The organism is Arthrobacter sp. NPDC080073 (assembly GCF_040686575.1).
In the GTDB taxonomy this organism is placed as follows: Bacteria; Actinomycetota; Actinomycetes; order Actinomycetales; family Micrococcaceae; genus Arthrobacter.
In genome coordinates this window covers 12,357-28,215 of record NZ_JBFBKR010000014.1, presented here as the reverse complement: position 1 = coordinate 28,215, position 15,859 = coordinate 12,357, and the positions used below count along the sequence as shown (strand labels likewise).

General features: G+C 64.4%; 14 protein-coding genes. 10 read left to right on the top strand and 4 right to left on the bottom strand.

Annotated features, from left to right (window positions below; genetic code table 11):
• The first annotated feature begins 406 nt into the window (after positions 1-406).
• The 7 genes from wecB to AB0O52_RS15830 all read left to right on the top strand — a co-directional run bounded on the left by wecB (position 407) and on the right by AB0O52_RS15830 (position 7,697).
• Positions 407-1,555, top strand: a complete 1,149-nt coding sequence (wecB, locus tag AB0O52_RS15860; RefSeq protein WP_364539231.1) for a UDP-N-acetylglucosamine 2-epimerase (non-hydrolyzing) — start codon at positions 407-409, stop codon at positions 1,553-1,555.
• Between the two features lie 130 nt (positions 1,556-1,685).
• A complete protein-coding gene (locus AB0O52_RS15855; protein WP_364539229.1) occupies positions 1,686-2,972 on the top strand; it encodes a choice-of-anchor G family protein in 1,287 nt (428 codons plus the stop codon).
• Between the two features lie 46 nt (positions 2,973-3,018).
• Positions 3,019-3,204, top strand: a complete 186-nt coding sequence (locus AB0O52_RS15850; protein ID WP_364539227.1) for a hypothetical protein — start codon at positions 3,019-3,021, stop codon at positions 3,202-3,204.
• Between the two features lie 97 nt (positions 3,205-3,301).
• Positions 3,302-4,663, top strand: coding sequence for a glycosyltransferase family 2 protein (locus tag AB0O52_RS15845; protein WP_364539226.1), 1,362 nt, complete (start codon positions 3,302-3,304; stop codon positions 4,661-4,663).
• Complete coding sequence (xrtS, locus tag AB0O52_RS15840) at positions 4,663-5,229, top strand: exosortase S (protein WP_364539224.1); 567 nt, start codon at positions 4,663-4,665, stop codon at positions 5,227-5,229. Before AB0O52_RS15845 ends, xrtS begins: the two co-directional genes overlap by 1 nt.
• A gap of 28 nt (positions 5,230-5,257) precedes the next feature.
• Complete coding sequence (locus AB0O52_RS15835) at positions 5,258-6,100, top strand: septum formation family protein (protein ID WP_364539221.1); 843 nt, start codon at positions 5,258-5,260, stop codon at positions 6,098-6,100.
• Positions 6,093-7,697, top strand: coding sequence for a hypothetical protein (locus AB0O52_RS15830; RefSeq protein ID WP_364539219.1), 1,605 nt, complete (start codon positions 6,093-6,095; stop codon positions 7,695-7,697). Before AB0O52_RS15835 ends, AB0O52_RS15830 begins: the two co-directional genes overlap by 8 nt.
• An 11-nt stretch (positions 7,698-7,708) precedes the next feature.
• On the opposite strand, the gene AB0O52_RS15825 is transcribed toward AB0O52_RS15830, so the two are convergent.
• The 4 genes from AB0O52_RS15825 to AB0O52_RS15810 are packed head-to-tail and all read right to left on the bottom strand — an operon-like array spanning position 7,709 to position 10,690.
• Positions 7,709-8,365, bottom strand: a complete 657-nt coding sequence (locus tag AB0O52_RS15825) for a sigma factor-like helix-turn-helix DNA-binding protein (protein WP_364539216.1) — start codon at positions 8,363-8,365, stop codon at positions 7,709-7,711.
• The gene (locus tag AB0O52_RS15820; protein ID WP_364539213.1) at positions 8,353-9,513 is read right to left on the bottom strand and encodes a hypothetical protein; all 1,161 of its coding nucleotides are present in this window, start codon (positions 9,511-9,513) and stop codon (positions 8,353-8,355) included. The genes AB0O52_RS15825 and AB0O52_RS15820 overlap by 13 nt, the downstream gene beginning before the upstream one ends.
• Positions 9,510-10,487: an ATP-binding protein gene (locus AB0O52_RS15815; protein WP_364539210.1), complete on the bottom strand. Its 978-nt coding sequence runs from the start codon at positions 10,485-10,487 to the stop codon at positions 9,510-9,512. The genes AB0O52_RS15820 and AB0O52_RS15815 overlap by 4 nt, the downstream gene beginning before the upstream one ends.
• Positions 10,454-10,690: a hypothetical protein gene (locus AB0O52_RS15810; protein WP_364539207.1), complete on the bottom strand. Its 237-nt coding sequence runs from the start codon at positions 10,688-10,690 to the stop codon at positions 10,454-10,456. The genes AB0O52_RS15815 and AB0O52_RS15810 overlap by 34 nt, the downstream gene beginning before the upstream one ends.
• Before the next feature lie 173 nt (positions 10,691-10,863).
• On the opposite strand from AB0O52_RS15810, the gene pcrA reads away from it, so the two are divergent.
• The 3 genes from pcrA to sucD all read left to right on the top strand — a co-directional run bounded on the left by pcrA (position 10,864) and on the right by sucD (position 15,788).
• Complete coding sequence (gene pcrA / locus AB0O52_RS15805; RefSeq protein ID WP_364539204.1) at positions 10,864-13,419, top strand: DNA helicase PcrA; 2,556 nt, start codon at positions 10,864-10,866, stop codon at positions 13,417-13,419.
• A gap of 284 nt (positions 13,420-13,703) precedes the next feature.
• Positions 13,704-14,873 (top strand): ADP-forming succinate--CoA ligase subunit beta, encoded by a 1,170-nt coding sequence (sucC, locus tag AB0O52_RS15800; protein ID WP_364539201.1) that lies wholly within the window; start codon positions 13,704-13,706, stop codon positions 14,871-14,873.
• A 12-nt stretch (positions 14,874-14,885) separates the two neighbouring features.
• The gene (gene sucD, locus AB0O52_RS15795; protein ID WP_364539198.1) at positions 14,886-15,788 is read left to right on the top strand and encodes a succinate--CoA ligase subunit alpha; all 903 of its coding nucleotides are present in this window, start codon (positions 14,886-14,888) and stop codon (positions 15,786-15,788) included.
• Positions 15,789-15,859: the final 71 nt, after the last annotated feature.

Sequence of the window (15,859 nt, the reverse complement as noted above, 5' to 3'; positions counted from 1 at the left end):
CGCGCCCTCCCTGGCTTGAGGGGTGGACATAGTGCTGCGGTTCGGGCGAGCATGCGCCCTCCTTGGCTTGAGCCGTGGACATAGTGCTGTTATGTCCAATGGTTCGAGCAAGGAGGGGGCATGTCCCTTGGAGGTGGCGCGGAGTTCGGGGTGCTGTGGTCATTCAGTGCTGCGGTTCCGGTGAGCATGCGCCCTCCCTGGCTTGAGGGGTGGACATAGTGCTGCGGTTCGGGCGAGCATGCGCCCTCCTTGGCTTGAGCCGTGGACATAGTGCTGTTATGTCCAGTGGTTCAAGGAGAGAGGGGGCATGTCCACCGGAGGGGATTGACCCTATTGGGGAGTACCCCTCGCAGGACGCTGGGCAGTTGCTAATCTCCGGACGGCAGCTCAAGCCCAGGGGGAACATTTGGATAACCGCACTGTCCTGCTCGTTTACGGCACCCGTCCGGAGGCCATCAAGATGGCGCCGCTGGTCCATGCATTGCGTGCAACCGGCCGTTACAAGGCGCCGGTAGCGGTGACTGGGCAGCACCGGGAAATGCTGGACCAGGTCAACGAGCTCTTCGGCGTCTACCCGGAGCATGACCTGAACATCATCCAGCCCCGCCAGACCCTTGCCGGGATCACGGAAAAGGCACTGCGTGGAGTCACGGAAGTCCTCCACGAGGTCAGCCCGGACGCGGTAGTGGTCCAGGGTGACACCACCACCGCCATGGCCGCGGGGCTGGCTGCGTTCTATCAGGGAATTCCCGTGGTCCACCTTGAGGCCGGCCTGCGCAGCGGCAACCTGAATTCACCATTTCCAGAGGAAGGGAACCGCCGCTTGCTCGGGCAAATCGCCACGCTGCATCTCGCGCCAACTTCCACAGGCAGGGACAATCTGCTGTCCGAGGGCATTCCGGCGGAGAATATCGCGGTCACCGGAAACACTGTCATCGACGCGCTGCTGGGGACTGTCAAACGGGACGTTGAGTTTGCCGAACCCGCACTCCGGGCCATCAAGGATTCAGGCCGCAGAATCCTGTTGGTGACTCTCCACCGCCGCGAAAACCTGGGCCAAGCCATGGCGGGTGTGGGCAGGGCGCTCGCGCGGATCGCGGCCCGGTGCCCGGACGTGGAAATAGTCCTTCCGTTGCACCGGAATCCAGCCGTGCGGGAAGCGGTCCTGCCTGAAATCGATCGCGTCCCGAACATCACTGTGACGGAACCCCTCGGCTACCTGCAATTCACCAAACTCCTGAGTCTGTGCCACGTGGTCCTCACGGACTCGGGCGGGGTCCAGGAGGAGGCGCCGGCCCTCGGTAAGCCCGTCCTGGTGATGCGTGAGAACACCGAACGCCCCGAAGCCGTGGCGGCAGGCACGGCCCGGCTCGTCGGGACGGAAGAGCAAACCATCGTGGACGCCGTCAACGCTCTGATGCGGGACGACGCGCTGTATTCGGCGATGGCCACGGCAGTGAACCCTTACGGCGACGGCGGCGCGGCCGCCCGTGCCGTGGCGGCCATCGACTCCATGGTGGGACTGGGTCAGCGACGCCCGGACTTCGTCGCTTAACCCATTCGGGTACCCTCGGGAAGCGCTCGCCACGGGCCTTGTTTACTTTCTCCACGGGGGGACGTGCGTCCTCCAAGGTTTCAGTTGCAGCGCGCACGGCGTGACTGCAACTCTCACGAGGGGGCAATACTTGAAAACGAGACACAGGACATGGTCCGCCGCGGTGGGTGTCAGCGCCGTCGTAGCGCTGGGTTTCGGCCTGGTTGCGGCACCAGCAGCCACGGCCGGACCCGCTGACGTTATTTCCTCGGGCAGCGGACAGATCATTGACGGCAGTGTCCTTGCGATTCCGAACTTTGCGGGTGTGGCATCCAACGGCGCGGCAACAGCCCAGCAGATCGGCACACCGCCATCAGGCCCGGCGGTCATCGAAAACAACACTCCGCTCGATCTTTCCGCCGCCTTCGGCGTCGTGAACGTCGGTGCGGGAAACATTCCGTTGCTGGGCAACAACGGAATCATCCAGCTGGGCGCCGTCAGCCAGTATGGCAAGGCCGTCAATGACGGATCCTCGGCGGCGTTCTCCGGTACGGTCTCCGGAGCACCGGGCCTCGTCACCCTGCCCGGCGGCCTGCCGACGTCGGGAAGCCCCGGCATCCCGGCCGCCGAAATCAAGGCGGGCACGGCCAACATCCTTGGTGGCGCCGATCTCGTGAACCTGGATCTGAAGATCACCACGCTGGCCGCCGCCGCCAAACAGGACCAGGGGGCAGCTCCCGCCGGCGCCTATTCCCTTGCGGGCGTATCGGCTGATCTTGGCGGAACGGTCATTGGCGGAGTTGCCGGCACTGTTGGCGCCGCCATCAACACCGCCAACCTTGTCCTGGGTCCCTTGGGCGTCACTGTGGCGAATCCTGTTTCAGCTGGGACGATCTCCATCACGGAGGCAGATCTCCTGGCCGTTGCCGGTGTGCCGAGCCTGAACGCCTTGCCCCCTGGCACGGATCTCGTTTCGTTCCTGCCGCAGGCTGTTGCCGCCAAGATCACCAGCGTGGTCAACTCCACGCTGGCCAGCGCGACCGCCGCAGTCAACGCGCTCGGCCCAATTGCGCAGATCACTGCGACCCCCGCGCTGGCCGTCCTGACCACAGCCCTGAACGGCGTTGTGTCGGGAATGTCCTCGACCATCGTGACCCCGTTGTCCAACGCCCTCACCGCGCTGGTCTCGGCCAAGGTCAACGTGCAGCAGACAAGCGGCGGCATCTTCGCCGAGCGTGCGCTCCAAGTGGGCATAGCCGGCGGCAGCCTCGCCACCGTCAATCTGGCCAACGCCTCCGTAGGCCCGAACCTGCTTGCAGCGGCAATCCCGCTGGTCAACAAGGACAGCTTGGCTATCGGGGGCGCAGTGGGATTGCTTGCGTTTGTTGGCTGGTTGTTCTTCCGCGCACGCCGTCGGACCGCGATTGTGGCCGTCTGATGGCGCCTGCCCGCACTAGAGAAGAACGACGGAAGGAACAGTCAGCATGTACGGAAATAGTGCGACGACAGGGGGCGCGGTGGCGGGCGGCGGAACGCTCGCTGTCACCGGAGCGCCGGCCCTTGGCTGGGTTATCCTTCTGGCCATTGCGTTGTTGATCGCCGGGTTCGTGGTCCTGCGCAACAGCCGGCTCAAGACCGCGAAGCGGGCTGCAGGCCGCAAGGATTCCTGACTGCGTCATCCGCGGGGCGGCCCTACCTCAGGGGGCCGCCCTGCTTCAACTTTTCTTGAAACGGCCGTAAACAGCCTCAAAGCACTATCGGGGAGACATGTCAGTACTCGAGTCCGCGCAAGCTCTGGCATTCGTGCTGTTGGTGGTGTTCCTGGCCTACATCAGCGTGATCCTGGTTCCGTTCCTGCGCAGGACACCCGATCCGGAGGGAACACCTGGGGGCTTCATGTGGCACGTGTTCATACCGTGCCGCGACGAGGAAACAGTAATCGGCAATACCCTGGCGAAGCTGCGGGGACAATTTCCGGAGGCTCATGTCTGGGTTGTGGACGATGCCAGTGAAGACGCCACGGCCCACATCGTGCAGGGCGCATCCATGACCGACCCCTTGGTTCACCTTGTGCGCCGGTTTCTCCCGGACGCCCGTTCAGGCAAGGGCGACGCGCTGAACGCGGCGTACCGGGCCTTGGACGATTGGCTGCCTTCCGGCGCCGATCGCGAAACGGTGATCGTCATGGTGCTCGACGCCGATGGGCTCATGTCCGAAAACGCGTTCCGGCAGGCCGCCGGACCACTTGCCTTCGGGGATCCTGAGGTGGGAGCCGCGCAGAGCGCCGTGTGGATGTCCAATGTGGATGACCCGGCATTGAAGACCGCTACTGGATTCGGACGCGTGAAGCAGGGCTTCGCCCGGTACCTCATCCTCATGCAGGACATGGAGTTCCGCACCACCATCGCCGCCATGCAGTCGCTCCGCCGCCACACCTTGACTGTTGGTTTGGGCGGCAACGGGCAGTTCACCCGGCTTTCCGCCCTCGACGTGATTGCCAGGACCTCCGGGCAACCATGGCATGGGGCCCTCCTGGAGGATTACGAGCTTGCGATCCACGTGATGCTGAGCGGCTACAAGACCGTATACATGCATGACGCCCACGTTTCGCAGGAGGCACTTCCGGGGCTTCGCCGACTACTGACCCAGAGGACCCGCTGGTGCCACGGCGGAATGCAATGCAGCAGCTATCTGGCGCGAATATTCGAGTCTTCGTACTTCAGCAACATTGGGGCCATCGAATGCAGCTATTTCCTGGTCCAACCGTTCATCCAGATCCTCGGCCTCGTCTTGTGGCCCACGCTGTTCATCACGATGGTGGCCCAGGGCTCCCTGACAATGGGTGGATTCCAGGCCTGGCTGGCAGCGTCCTGGTTCATCGTCCCGCTCATCTTCGTCACGGGCATCGCCCCATTCGCCTTGTGGGGTCCCGTCTACCGCAAGCAGGCAGCCCCGGACAAGAGCCGCTTGGTAGGAGTCCTGTGGGGAGTCGGTTACTGGCTCTACATGTACCAGAACTACGTATCCGTGTTGAGGGCAACATACCGCTTGGTCACAGGACGCCACGGCTGGGCGAAAACCCGGCGCAACAACGAGAACGACGCCCAGCTGTTAGCGAAGGAAGCCTAATGTCCACGAGTGTCGAATACTCCGCAGGGCCGCAAGGTCCTCGCGCCGCAAGGCTCCGCTCGAGCCAGGGCGGGGTTTTTCCCGGCCTGGCATGTTTGGCGGCGGCCATCCTGGCCATGCTGCACCAGGAAAGCATCCGCAGTTCCGAGGCCTGGGCCATGGCCTGGGTGTTCGACCGGATGCTCGAAGGCTCGTCCTACAGCGTCCGTGACGTCATCTTCCACAACATCGGCGGTGGGCAACCCTTCGGCCTGATGGTGACCGGATTGTGCTCCAGCGCGGTACTGATCGCCCCCGTCCTGGCCTTGTGCGGGATTTTGTTCCTCATGGGCCGCATCGCTGTGCCACGGTTGGCCCGCGCCGCCGCCTTGGCTTTGCTGATTGTCATTGTCAGCAACGGCTTGAGGTTCTTTATGATCGCGGGCGCGCAGCAGGCATGGGGCGAGCAGGGTTTCAGCCTCATGCACCATTTCCTCGGTTCTTTTGTAGTGATCACCGGTTTTGTGGCGGCCATCATTGTTCTGGTCCGCGCGGGCAAGACCGACCGGGGGCGGCGTGCCGCGTAGCTTGGCGAAACGCGCTGGATCGGGGGCTGTGGCGTTGATCATCGCAGGAGTCCTGAGTGGATGCAACCAGACCCTTCCCGGAGCGCCCACCGGCAAACCGACAGTGGGCGAGTGCCATGTGATTGTCTCCCCGGAACAATTCGGCGCCGTCAGCGAACCGGGCCCGCCGGTTGCCTGCGCTGAGCCGCACACAGCCCAGACCTACAAGGTCACGCAGGTTCCGGCTCCCTTGTCGGGGCGGGGAACAAGGCCGGGGCAACAGGAGCTCAAAGCCCTCACCGCGCGCTTGTGCGATGTCGCCTCGCTCCGGAGGTATCTTGGCGCCGGAGAGCGGGACGGTACAACTGGGCTGGCTATCGCCGGGTACGCTCCGAGCCGGGCCGACTGGGAACGCGGCGCCCGGGCCATACGTTGCGATGTGCTCCTGGCCGCGGACGACGGGACTCCCCGGACCACGACTTTGGATTTCAAGGACGTGCTGGCCGGCCCTGACGCGGCTGCCCTGCGGCTCTGCTACCGACAGGAACTCGCGGACGGCCGGTTCAGCGACGCCGGCGTCGACGTTCCATGTACCGAGCCCCACACCGCGGAGGACATCAGCGCGTGGTTCAACCTGGAGAGCAGCGTGGCCACTCCCGCGGCGCGAAACGCGCGCTGCCTGCCCTATGCCTTGCAGTTCCTCGGCGTTGACGCCCTCCCGGCCGGGATCACGCAGCGTCCGGTCATCCGGACGGTGAACGGCGCGCACACGGTGCGCTGCGCCGTCGCCCCCTTGCCGTCCAATGTCTTGCCGTCCAATGTGCAGTCCAGTCCAGGCACAGGCACCTTCACAGGTACGCTCGCGCCGGCGGGAGGGCAGAATCGTGATTGACGCACGGCCGGATGTCCCGGAATCCGAACGGTCCACGGGATTCGCCCCCGAACGCCTCCGCCGGAAAAGCGGGACCGCGGGCCCGCTGCGCTCGGCGGCCGCCTACCTGGCGAGGACGTTCGGGCCGGGTGAGGTGGGGCCGGGCGCGCCGCGGCCACCCCGCCTGCGCGGCGTTGCCGTGTTGTCCGGCATGCTTGCCTCGCTCATCATGATCTTCCGCTTGTTCGTGCCCCAAACCGTGGGCATGGCCGAGCAAGGGGCCGGTCACCAACTGCTTTGTTCGCTGGGTGTCCGGAACCTCAGGCCGTGGGGCCATACGGACTTCACGAATTTCGTCCATCCGAGCTGGGTCCCGCACCATTACTACGGTGAGGCCTGCGGCTTCACTGGATCCGGAGAGCCCGTCTATTCCTCACAATTGCTGCTCTTGTGGCTGGGAAAATGGCTCACGCCGGTCCTTTCTTGGGGACCTGGCCTGGATACGCGTGCGGTGGGGATTGTCTGCTGTGTTGTCTTCGGCGCCCTCATCGCCGGACTCGTGGCGGCGTTGCCGGGCCGGACACCGTTCCGGGTACTGATCGCCGCGCTCGTCACCCTGGTCACGGCGGACGGGGTTTTTGCGGACTTCTTCGTGTCGCCCTACAGCGAGCCCGCTGCCTTCCTGGGCGTTCTTGCCTTGGCGGTGGCGCTGCTTCGCTACTGGAACGGCGGACGGCCGCGCTGGGCATCGCTGTTGGTGGTGGTCCTCGCGGCCGCGTTCACGGTCTCGGCCATGCCGCAGATGGTGTCCTGGTTGCCGGTGGTTGCCTTGGCGCTCCTGTGGTTGCCTTCGGGCGCCCGACGGCGGGCGAGCTCCGCGCGTCGTCAGTGGCAGGCGTTCGTGATGTCCGCGGCAGCCGTGGCCGCCATTGCGGGGGTTGCAGTGGCATTCATCGCGGTAGAGCCGAAGCGCGCTACGGAAGTGAAGCTCTACAACACTGTCTTCGCGTCGATCCTGCCCAGCAGCCCGGATCCCGTCACGGATTTGAGGTGGCTGGGACTGGACCGGAGTTTCGTGACGGCCTCGGGCAGCACCATGGACTCCATCAATTCGGCGGTGTACAACCCGCATTACCCGCAGTTTGGGGAACAGATCAACCGCGGCAAGATCGGCGCGTTCTTTGCCACCCATCCGGAACGCCTGATCGGCATGGGGGAGCGGGGGATCAGCGCCCTGCTCACGCCCGAACTCAGTGACGCGGGATCGTACATGGCGGATTCGGGCCAAGGTCCCGCCGCCAAGGAACGCCGGGTGCCTGTGGTCCTGGGCCTGTACACGGCGATGAAAGCGGCTCCGGTTGCTTTGCCTGGCCTCCACCTGTTGACGCTGCTCTTGGGCTTCGCCGTTGCCGCGCGAAGGAAGTCCGGAATAGGACGCCTTGCCGTGGTGATGGTCCTTGGCTGCTGGGCGCAGTTCTGGTTTGTCCTCATTTTGGAGGGGCAGCCGGACATCCACCGCCAGATGATTGTGGCCGGGTTCATGTCCGCATTGTGCGTTCCGCTCTTGGTGGCTTTGGTGAGCATTCTTGCGTCGAAATCGCCCCGGCCGCACACATAGCCGCACGTCGTTTAGCCCAGCCAGCCGTCTTTTCGAAGTTGTTCCTGGAGGCTGATGATGTTTCCCACGTTGAAGCCCGCGGCCGCGTAGCGTTGCCGGACCCTGTGCAGGTGGGACTTGACCGTCTGCTCGCTGATCGCCAAAACGTCTGCCACCTCCCTGATGCTTCGAGGCATGGGTCCAAGGTACAGCTCCACCAGCCGCCGTTCCCTGACTGACAACTCGACCCTCGTGCTGGCTGTTGAGTCAAGCATGCCCGTGATCTCCGGATGAAGGTATCGCCGGCCGGATGCCGCCGCGCGGATCGCGGCCGCGGTATGGCCAGGATCGGCAGACTTGGGCACAACGGCCAGCGCGCCGGCGTCGAGGGCTGACTTGATGACCATCAAGGGCTGCCGGTCCGCCAGCAGGACTACCTGCATCCCCGATGCCCTCAGCGAGGAGACGATACCGGCAAGATTCGCGGCTTCGCTTCCGTGAAGTTCGCCGACGACGGCGACATCGGCCTTGACGGCAGCGTCACCTTGGGGTGTGCCGTCTTCGTGAGACCAGGACGAGGTGCCAGCCAGGACACGGATTTCCGGAGCATTCATGAGAAGCCACTGCGACAAGGAGTCGATCAAGAGCTGGTGCCGGTCGATGAGCAGGACGGAGGTCAACGTCGCCACCCCGCTGTGTCAACCACGATGCTGCAGCCTTCCCGGTCATTGCTCGCGTTGGCGCGGCCCAGCGAATCCAGCTCGGTCCACAACAGGGGTGAGAGCTGTTTCTTGCGGGCTCCGCCAATGCGCCACGTCAGGCGTGCACCGTTCTGACCGGACTTCTGGGCAAAGAAGTGGATGCGGTGTGCCTCCCTTGGCCGTGGAGCGGCGCCGCCGCGGTGCGTGCCCCGCAACGTGGCGCCCGCTGCCATCAGCATGGTGGCAGCCAGGATGGCCGGACGTGAGCTCTCCGGCAGCTCTTCCACCACGTCAGTGGGCTGGGCAATATGGACAGTGCCTGCCAGGCCCTCCAGTTCCAATGCCTCTGCGAGCCAATTACCGGACCCTTCCTCGAGCAACAACTGCCGCAAGTGACCCGCAAGCTCCCTCGCTTCCCGGGCCACCGCGGGGTCCAAGGGCACGGAGGGTGCCTGCGCCACCTTGGCAAACAATTCTTCGATCCGGGTCTTGGTGATCGCGAGCTCGAGCTCCCGGGCCGACGTTTTGGCGTCGATGGCCCGCGTCAGGGCGTCGAGCCGTCCGCTCAGGCCCCGCGCTCCTTTCCGCTGGATGGCGTCCCTGCGCAGCAGCACGCTCACCGTTCCGACCACACCGGGCAGGAGCGAAAGGAAGAAGATGTTCGACGTCGCCCGCGGGTCAGCTCCGGGAGTGACGGCATAGACGGCTGTGTTGATCGCAGCGGTCGCGACCGTAAGGGTGAGGAATCCACGAAGATTCCATCGGTGGGACACCAGGAGGACCGCGACGGCGGAGAGCAGGGCATCCGCTCCGATCAGTGCGAGCCCCGGTTCCCGCACGGTAGCCAATGCCGAGCAGCAAGCGGAAGCAACGGCCAGGACCAGCCACACGGCACGCAGATTGGCCAGCCGGCCCCGTGGAGTGACGGCATCGGATGCCTGGTCGGCGACGAATAGTCCCAACAAATCGAGGCCGGTAGCCAGGAAGTACCACGGGTCAGCACCAATCCTGCTGCCTGCTTCAAAAGCGAGGTAGGAATTGAGGATCCACAGCACGACGCAAGCCGTCGCCAAAATTCCACGGGACACGAAGAGGGGTCCCTCCACGCTGGTCCGGGACACAGCCGGCATTGTCATGCGGCCACCGTTTGGAGCAAAATCGTCGTGCCTCGTCCAGGCGCGGAAAAGACTTGCGCATGTCCACCGGCATCGCGCATCCGGGCAAGGACGGATTCCTTGACGCCCAGCCTGTCGGCGGGGAGTTTCGAAGGGTCGAATCCACAACCGGAATCGCTGACCACCACTGATACGTGATCCGAGGTCCTGGATAGCAGGACATCCACATGTCCTGCGCCGGCGTGCCTGTCGGCGTTGAGGATGCATTCATCCATCGCCGCCAACAAGGCAGCCTGGACAGGTTCGGTCAGCGGTCCGGTCATCCCATGGACCTCCACGCTGAAGCCATCCCGTGCCCGCTTCTCGGCGATCCGGCGCAGCCGGTCGGCGAGGCCGCCGGGTTCCGGTGTCTCGGGGGATGTCGAAGCGCCGAAGTCGACGCCGGTCCATCCGGGCAGCGGGCGTCCCGGCCGGGACGTCGTTCCCGGAGAGGTGCCGGCGTCGAGCATTTCTCCCAGTTCCTTCGACGACAGACCGGCGCCTTGGCGGCCGATCACGGCGAGGGTGCGCAGGGCGGTGTCGTGCAAATGCCTCGTGTTCCACGCCACGGAGCTGCGCCGGTTCTGAGCCACGATATGGGCTGCCACGGACTCCTGGCGCACGGCGAAATCTCCCCAGTAGAGGGCCAAGGCCCGTGGTCCGCCAAGCCGCATCGCCAAAGTGATAATCCAGGTCGCCGTCAGTATGAAAGCGCTCGCGGGACGGACGCCCACCGCCGAGGCGGAGATCACTGTGTACCCGAGGACAAGAAGGAACGCCATGAATGTGAACAGGATCGAGCGCCAGGTTTTGCGCATCGAGAGGACGAGGACGGAACTTGCCGAAAGGACCAGGGCGTAAGGGAGGAAAACGGGATCGAACTCGTCGCGTTGTTCGGAGCCCAACAGTTCCGCGAGCAGGATCAGTCCGAGCAGAACCGCCAGCCCTGCGGCCACGCATCCGTGTGGAGCATCAGGGCGAAGCAGGCGAGGACCGCGGCAAGGATAACGTACGCAGCCACGAACTCCCACGGCTCGAGCCGTTTGGCCGCAGCCAGGAAGAAGCTTGAGGCAGTGGTGATGCACAACCCCAGGAGGGTTCCGTATTTCGACACCACATCGGGGCGGCGCGTCGTCCAAGCTCCTCGTTTTCTCCGCATGCCGCTCCTTCGGATGTGCCCCTGTCCCAGCGAACTCGTAGCTCCCAAGAAGCATAATTGGGAGAGCACTTCGCAGCCCCGGTATTTCCCGTCCGGGCCGGTATTTGACGGACACCGCGGAAGATCATGCGGGTCCTCCGGTGTCAGGGCCACCGCCTAGACTGGTAAACACCATGGATATGTTGTTTGACCCGTACGCGGATGGCCCCTTCAAAGCTGCAAGCCGAGCTGCCACCAAGGCCGCTCCGGCCATGCTTTCACGCGCCGGAAGCGGCCCGGCGTCCGGCGGCCCGGCGTCCGGCGGCCCGGCGTCCGGCGGCCCGGCGTCCGGTGGTCCTGTGCCCGGTGGCCCTGTGCCCGGCGGCTCTGTGCCCCACCCGGGCTTGCCGTCCGCGGAGGCATTGCTCGAAGGATTGAACCCCCAGCAGGAGGAGGCCGTCAAGCATGCCGGCAGCCCCTTGCTGATCGTGGCCGGAGCGGGTTCGGGCAAAACCCGCGTGCTGTCAAACCGCATTGCGTACCTGATCGCCACCAGACGGGCCCACCACGGCGAGATCCTGGCCATCACCTTCACCAACAAGGCGGCCGCGGAAATGCGGGAACGCATCGAGGCCCTGGTGGGTGCCCGCGCCAAGGCCATGTGGATCTCCACGTTCCACTCCTCCTGCGTGCGCATCCTGCGGCGCGAAGCCGCCAACGTGGGGCTGAAATCCAACTTCTCCATCTACGACTCCGCAGACTCCCTGCGGCTCATCACGCTCGTCGCGAAGAACCTGGACCTCGACCCCAAGAAGTTCGCCCCCAAAGCCATCCAGCACAAGATCTCGGCCCTCAAGAACGAGCTCATTGACGACGACGAGTTCGCGTCGAGCGCCAATTACAACGAACCCTTCGAACAAGCCGTGGCCGAGGTCTTCAAGGGCTACACCCAGCGCTTGCGCCAGGCCAATGCCATGGACTTCGACGACCTCATCGCGCAGACCGTCTACATGTTCCGTGCCTTCCCCGCGCTCGCAGAGTCCTACCGCCGTCGATTCCGCCACGTCCTCGTGGACGAATACCAGGACACCAACCACGCCCAGTACGCATTGGTCCGCGAAATCGTCGGCGAGGGTCCCCAGGCGAGCGAGCTGACCGTCGTCGGCGACTCCGATCAATCCATCTACGCCTTCCGTGGTGCGGACATCCGCAACATCGTCGAATTCGAGAAGGACTACCCCGAAGCCCGCACCATCAAGTTGGAGCAGAACTACCGCTCCACCCAGAACATCCTGAGCGCGGCGAACTCCGTTATTTCGCGCAACCCCAACCGCCCGGACAAGAAACTCTGGACGGCCGAGGGCGACGGCGAGAAGATCATCGGCTACGTGGGGGAGAACGAGCACGACGAAGCCCAGTTCATCGCCAAGGAAATCGACCGGCTCCAGGACGAAGAGGGGCTGCGTCCAGGCGACGTCGCCATTTTCTACCGCACCAACGCCCAGTCCCGCTCCATTGAAGACGTCCTGGTCCGCGTCGGCCTGCCGTACAAAGTGGTGGGTGGCACCCGCTTCTACGAGCGCAAGGAAATCAAGGACGCCCTCGCGTACCTTCGTGTCCTGGTGAACCCGGACGACGACGTCAATTTGCGTCGCGTCCTCAACGAACCCAAGCGGGGAATCGGCGATCGTGCCGAAGGCGCCGTGGCGGCGCTCGCCGAACGCGAACGGACGTCGTTCATGACTGCGGCGCGCAAAGCGGACCAGGCTCCCGGCATGGCCACCCGCTCCGTGAATGCGGTCCTGGGCTTCGTGAAGCTCCTTGATGACTTGGCCGAAGTAGCGTCGGGTTCCGGGGCCGCGGCAGCCTTGGAGGCCGTCCTGGAACAGACCGGTTACCTTGCCGGGCTCCGCGCCAGCACCGATCCGCAAGACGAATCCCGTGTGGAAAACCTCGCCGAACTTGTCGCGGTGGTCCGGGAATACGAGCGAGACAACCCCGAGGGCTCACTCGGTGAGTTCCTGGAGCAGGTCTCCCTCGTAGCCGACGCCGACCAGATCCCGGACGCTCCGGAGGGATCCTCCGAGGACGCAGCCGCCGCCGTGGCAGAGGCCAAGCGAATGGGCGTGGTCACGCTCATGACCCTCCACACCGCCAAGGGCCTGGAATTTCCGGTGGTCTTCCTGACCGGCATGGAACACGGGCTGTTCCCGCATCAGCGCTCCGCAACGGATCCAAAGGAACTGGCAGAAGAACGTCGCCTGGCCTATGTTGGCCTCACCCGTGCACGGAAGCGCCTCTATGTGACGCGCTCGGAGGTCCGCAGCATGTGGGGCCAGAGCCAATACAACCCCGCCAGCCAATTCCTTGAGGAAATCCCCACCGGTCTCGTGGAGTGGAAGCGCGAAGGCACCTCCCGCCAAGTCAGCGGCTGGGGCAACGCCCCCATCGGTTCCGGGCGTTACGGCGGATCCTTCTGGGGCGCCGGAACGTCGCGCGGGGCTGCCGCCAGCGCTACGGCGGGCTTCAACGCCGACGTGCCGGCCGCCGTCATACGCAACCGCGTCCAGCCGCAAAAGGAAGTGCTCGCCGTCGTCGTGGGGGACAAAGTGAACCACACGAGCTTCGGCAACGGCACCGTGATCGGCGTCGAAGGCGCCGGTGACAAGACCGTGGCGAAGGTGAAGTTCGACGTCGGTGAGAAACGGCTGCTGTTGCGTTACGCGCCGCTGACCAAACTGGATTCCTAAAGGCTCCCGGTGGCCTGTCGTCCTAACATGACGGTGGCCGGACGCGCCGGAAAACCGCGTCATATAGCGGTTTTTCTACCGTCGATAGAAGTGTGTGCTTACTCACTTAACAGGTACTGTAGAACAGGCTGGCCTCCCCGGGGGGCTAAAGTTCGAGAGGAACTTGCGCAATGTGACCGGCTGCTTGGCGGCCGTTCGATGCGCACCTATCCGCAGCCGGTTTTCGCGGTCACCGTGGTTTCCGGCTGTACAGAAACTACTTCGACGTAGAAGGACACTAAACCGTGGACCTGTTTGAATATCAGGCGCGCGATATGTTCGAAGCGCACGGTGTACCCGTGCTCGCCGGCATCGTGGCGCACACTCCTGAAGAAGCAAAGGCTGCTGCCGAGAACATCGGCGGCGTGACCGTCGTCAAGGCGCAGGTAAAGGTCGGTGGCCGTGGCAAGGCCGGCGGTGTCAAGGTCGCCAAGTCCGCTGACGAAGCGCTTGAGCACGCCACCAACATCCTTGGCATGGACATCAAGGGCCACACCGTCAACAAGGTCATGATCGCCCAGGGCGCCGACATTGCCGAGGAATACTACTTCTCCGTCCTGCTGGACCGGGCCAACCGCAACTACCTGGCCATGTGCTCGGTTGAAGGTGGCATGGAAATCGAGCAGCTTGCTGTTGAGCGCCCCGAGGCACTCGCCAAGGTCGCCATCGATCCCGCCGTCGGAATCGACCAGGCCAAGGCCGACGAAATCGTTGCCGCAGCCGGTTTCTCCGAGGAACTGCGCGCCAAGGTTGCTTCCGTCATCCTCAAGCTCTGGGACGTCTTCAAGAAGGAAGACGCAACCCTTGTTGAGGTCAATCCGCTAGTCAAGACCGGCGCTGGCGACATCGTTGCGCTTGACGGCAAGGTCTCGCTGGACGAGAACGCCGGCTTCCGCCACCCCAAGCACGCTCAACTTGAGGACAAGGACGCAGCCGACCCGCTTGAGGCCAAGGCCAAGGCGCAGGACCTGAACTACGTGAAGCTTGACGGCTCGGTCGGCATCATCGGCAACGGCGCCGGTCTTGTGATGTCCACCCTCGACGTCGTTGCCTACGCAGGCGAAAACCACGGCAACGTCAAGCCCGCCAACTTCCTTGACATCGGCGGTGGAGCCTCCGCTGAGGTCATGGCCGCCGGCCTGGACGTCATCCTGGGTGACGAGCAGGTCAAGAGCGTTTTCGTGAACGTCTTCGGTGGCATCACCGCGTGTGACGCTGTGGCAAAGGGCATCGTCGGTGCACTGGCCGAGCTTGGTGTCCACGCCAACAAGCCGTTGGTTGTCCGCCTCGACGGCAACAACGTCGAAGAGGGCCGCCGCATCCTGGCCGAGGCCAACCACCCGCTGGTTACCCTGGCAGCCACCATGGACGAGGGCGCCGACAAGGCCGCCGAGCTCGCCAACGCAGCGAAGTAAAGGGACCTCACAATGTCTATTTATCTGAACAAGGACTCCAAGGTCATCGTCCAGGGCATCACCGGCGGCGAAGGCACCAAGCACACCGCCCTGATGCTCAAGGCGGGCACCAACATCGTCGGTGGCGTCAACGCCCGCAAGGCCGGCACCACGGTGCTGCACGGCGACAAGGAAATCACCGTCTTCGGCACCGTCAAGGAAGCCATTGCCGAGACCGGCGCCGACGTCTCGATCGTCTTCGTCCCGCCGGCATTCACCAAGGCCGCCGTGGTTGAAGCCATCGAAGCAGGCATCGGCCTGGTTGTTGTCATAACCGAAGGCGTGCCGGTTCAGGACTCCGCCGAGTTCTGGGCCCTCGCCCAGGCCACGGTTGACGCTGACGGCAAGCAGATCACCCGCATCATCGGCCCGAACTGCCCCGGCATCATCACCCCGGGCGAAGCCCTGGTTGGCATCACCCCGGCAAACATCACGGGCAAGGGCCCCATCGGCTTGGTCTCCAAGTCCGGTACCTTGACCTACCAGATGATGTACGAACTGCGCGACCTCGGCTTCTCCACCGCCATCGGCATCGGTGGCGACCCCGTCATCGGCACCACCCACATCGACGCCCTGGCTGCGTTCGAAGCTGACCCGGAGACCAAGGCAATTGTCATGATCGGTGAAATCGGTGGCGACGCCGAAGAGCGCGCAGCCGACTTCATCAAGGCCAACGTCACCAAGCCGGTTGTTGGTTACGTTGCAGGCTTCACTGCTCCCGAGGGCAAGACCATGGGCCACGCCGGCGCCATCGTCTCCGGCTCCGCGGGTACGGCACAGGCCAAGAAGGAAGCTCTCGAAGCTGCAGGCGTGAAGGTCGGCAAGACGCCGTCCGAGACCGCCAAGCTCCTCCGCGAAGTCTTCGCAGCCCTCTAGGACCTGGGTAACCCTCAAACCACGCCCGACGGCGCCCGTCACCTTCCATGTGAAGGCGACGGGCGCCGTCG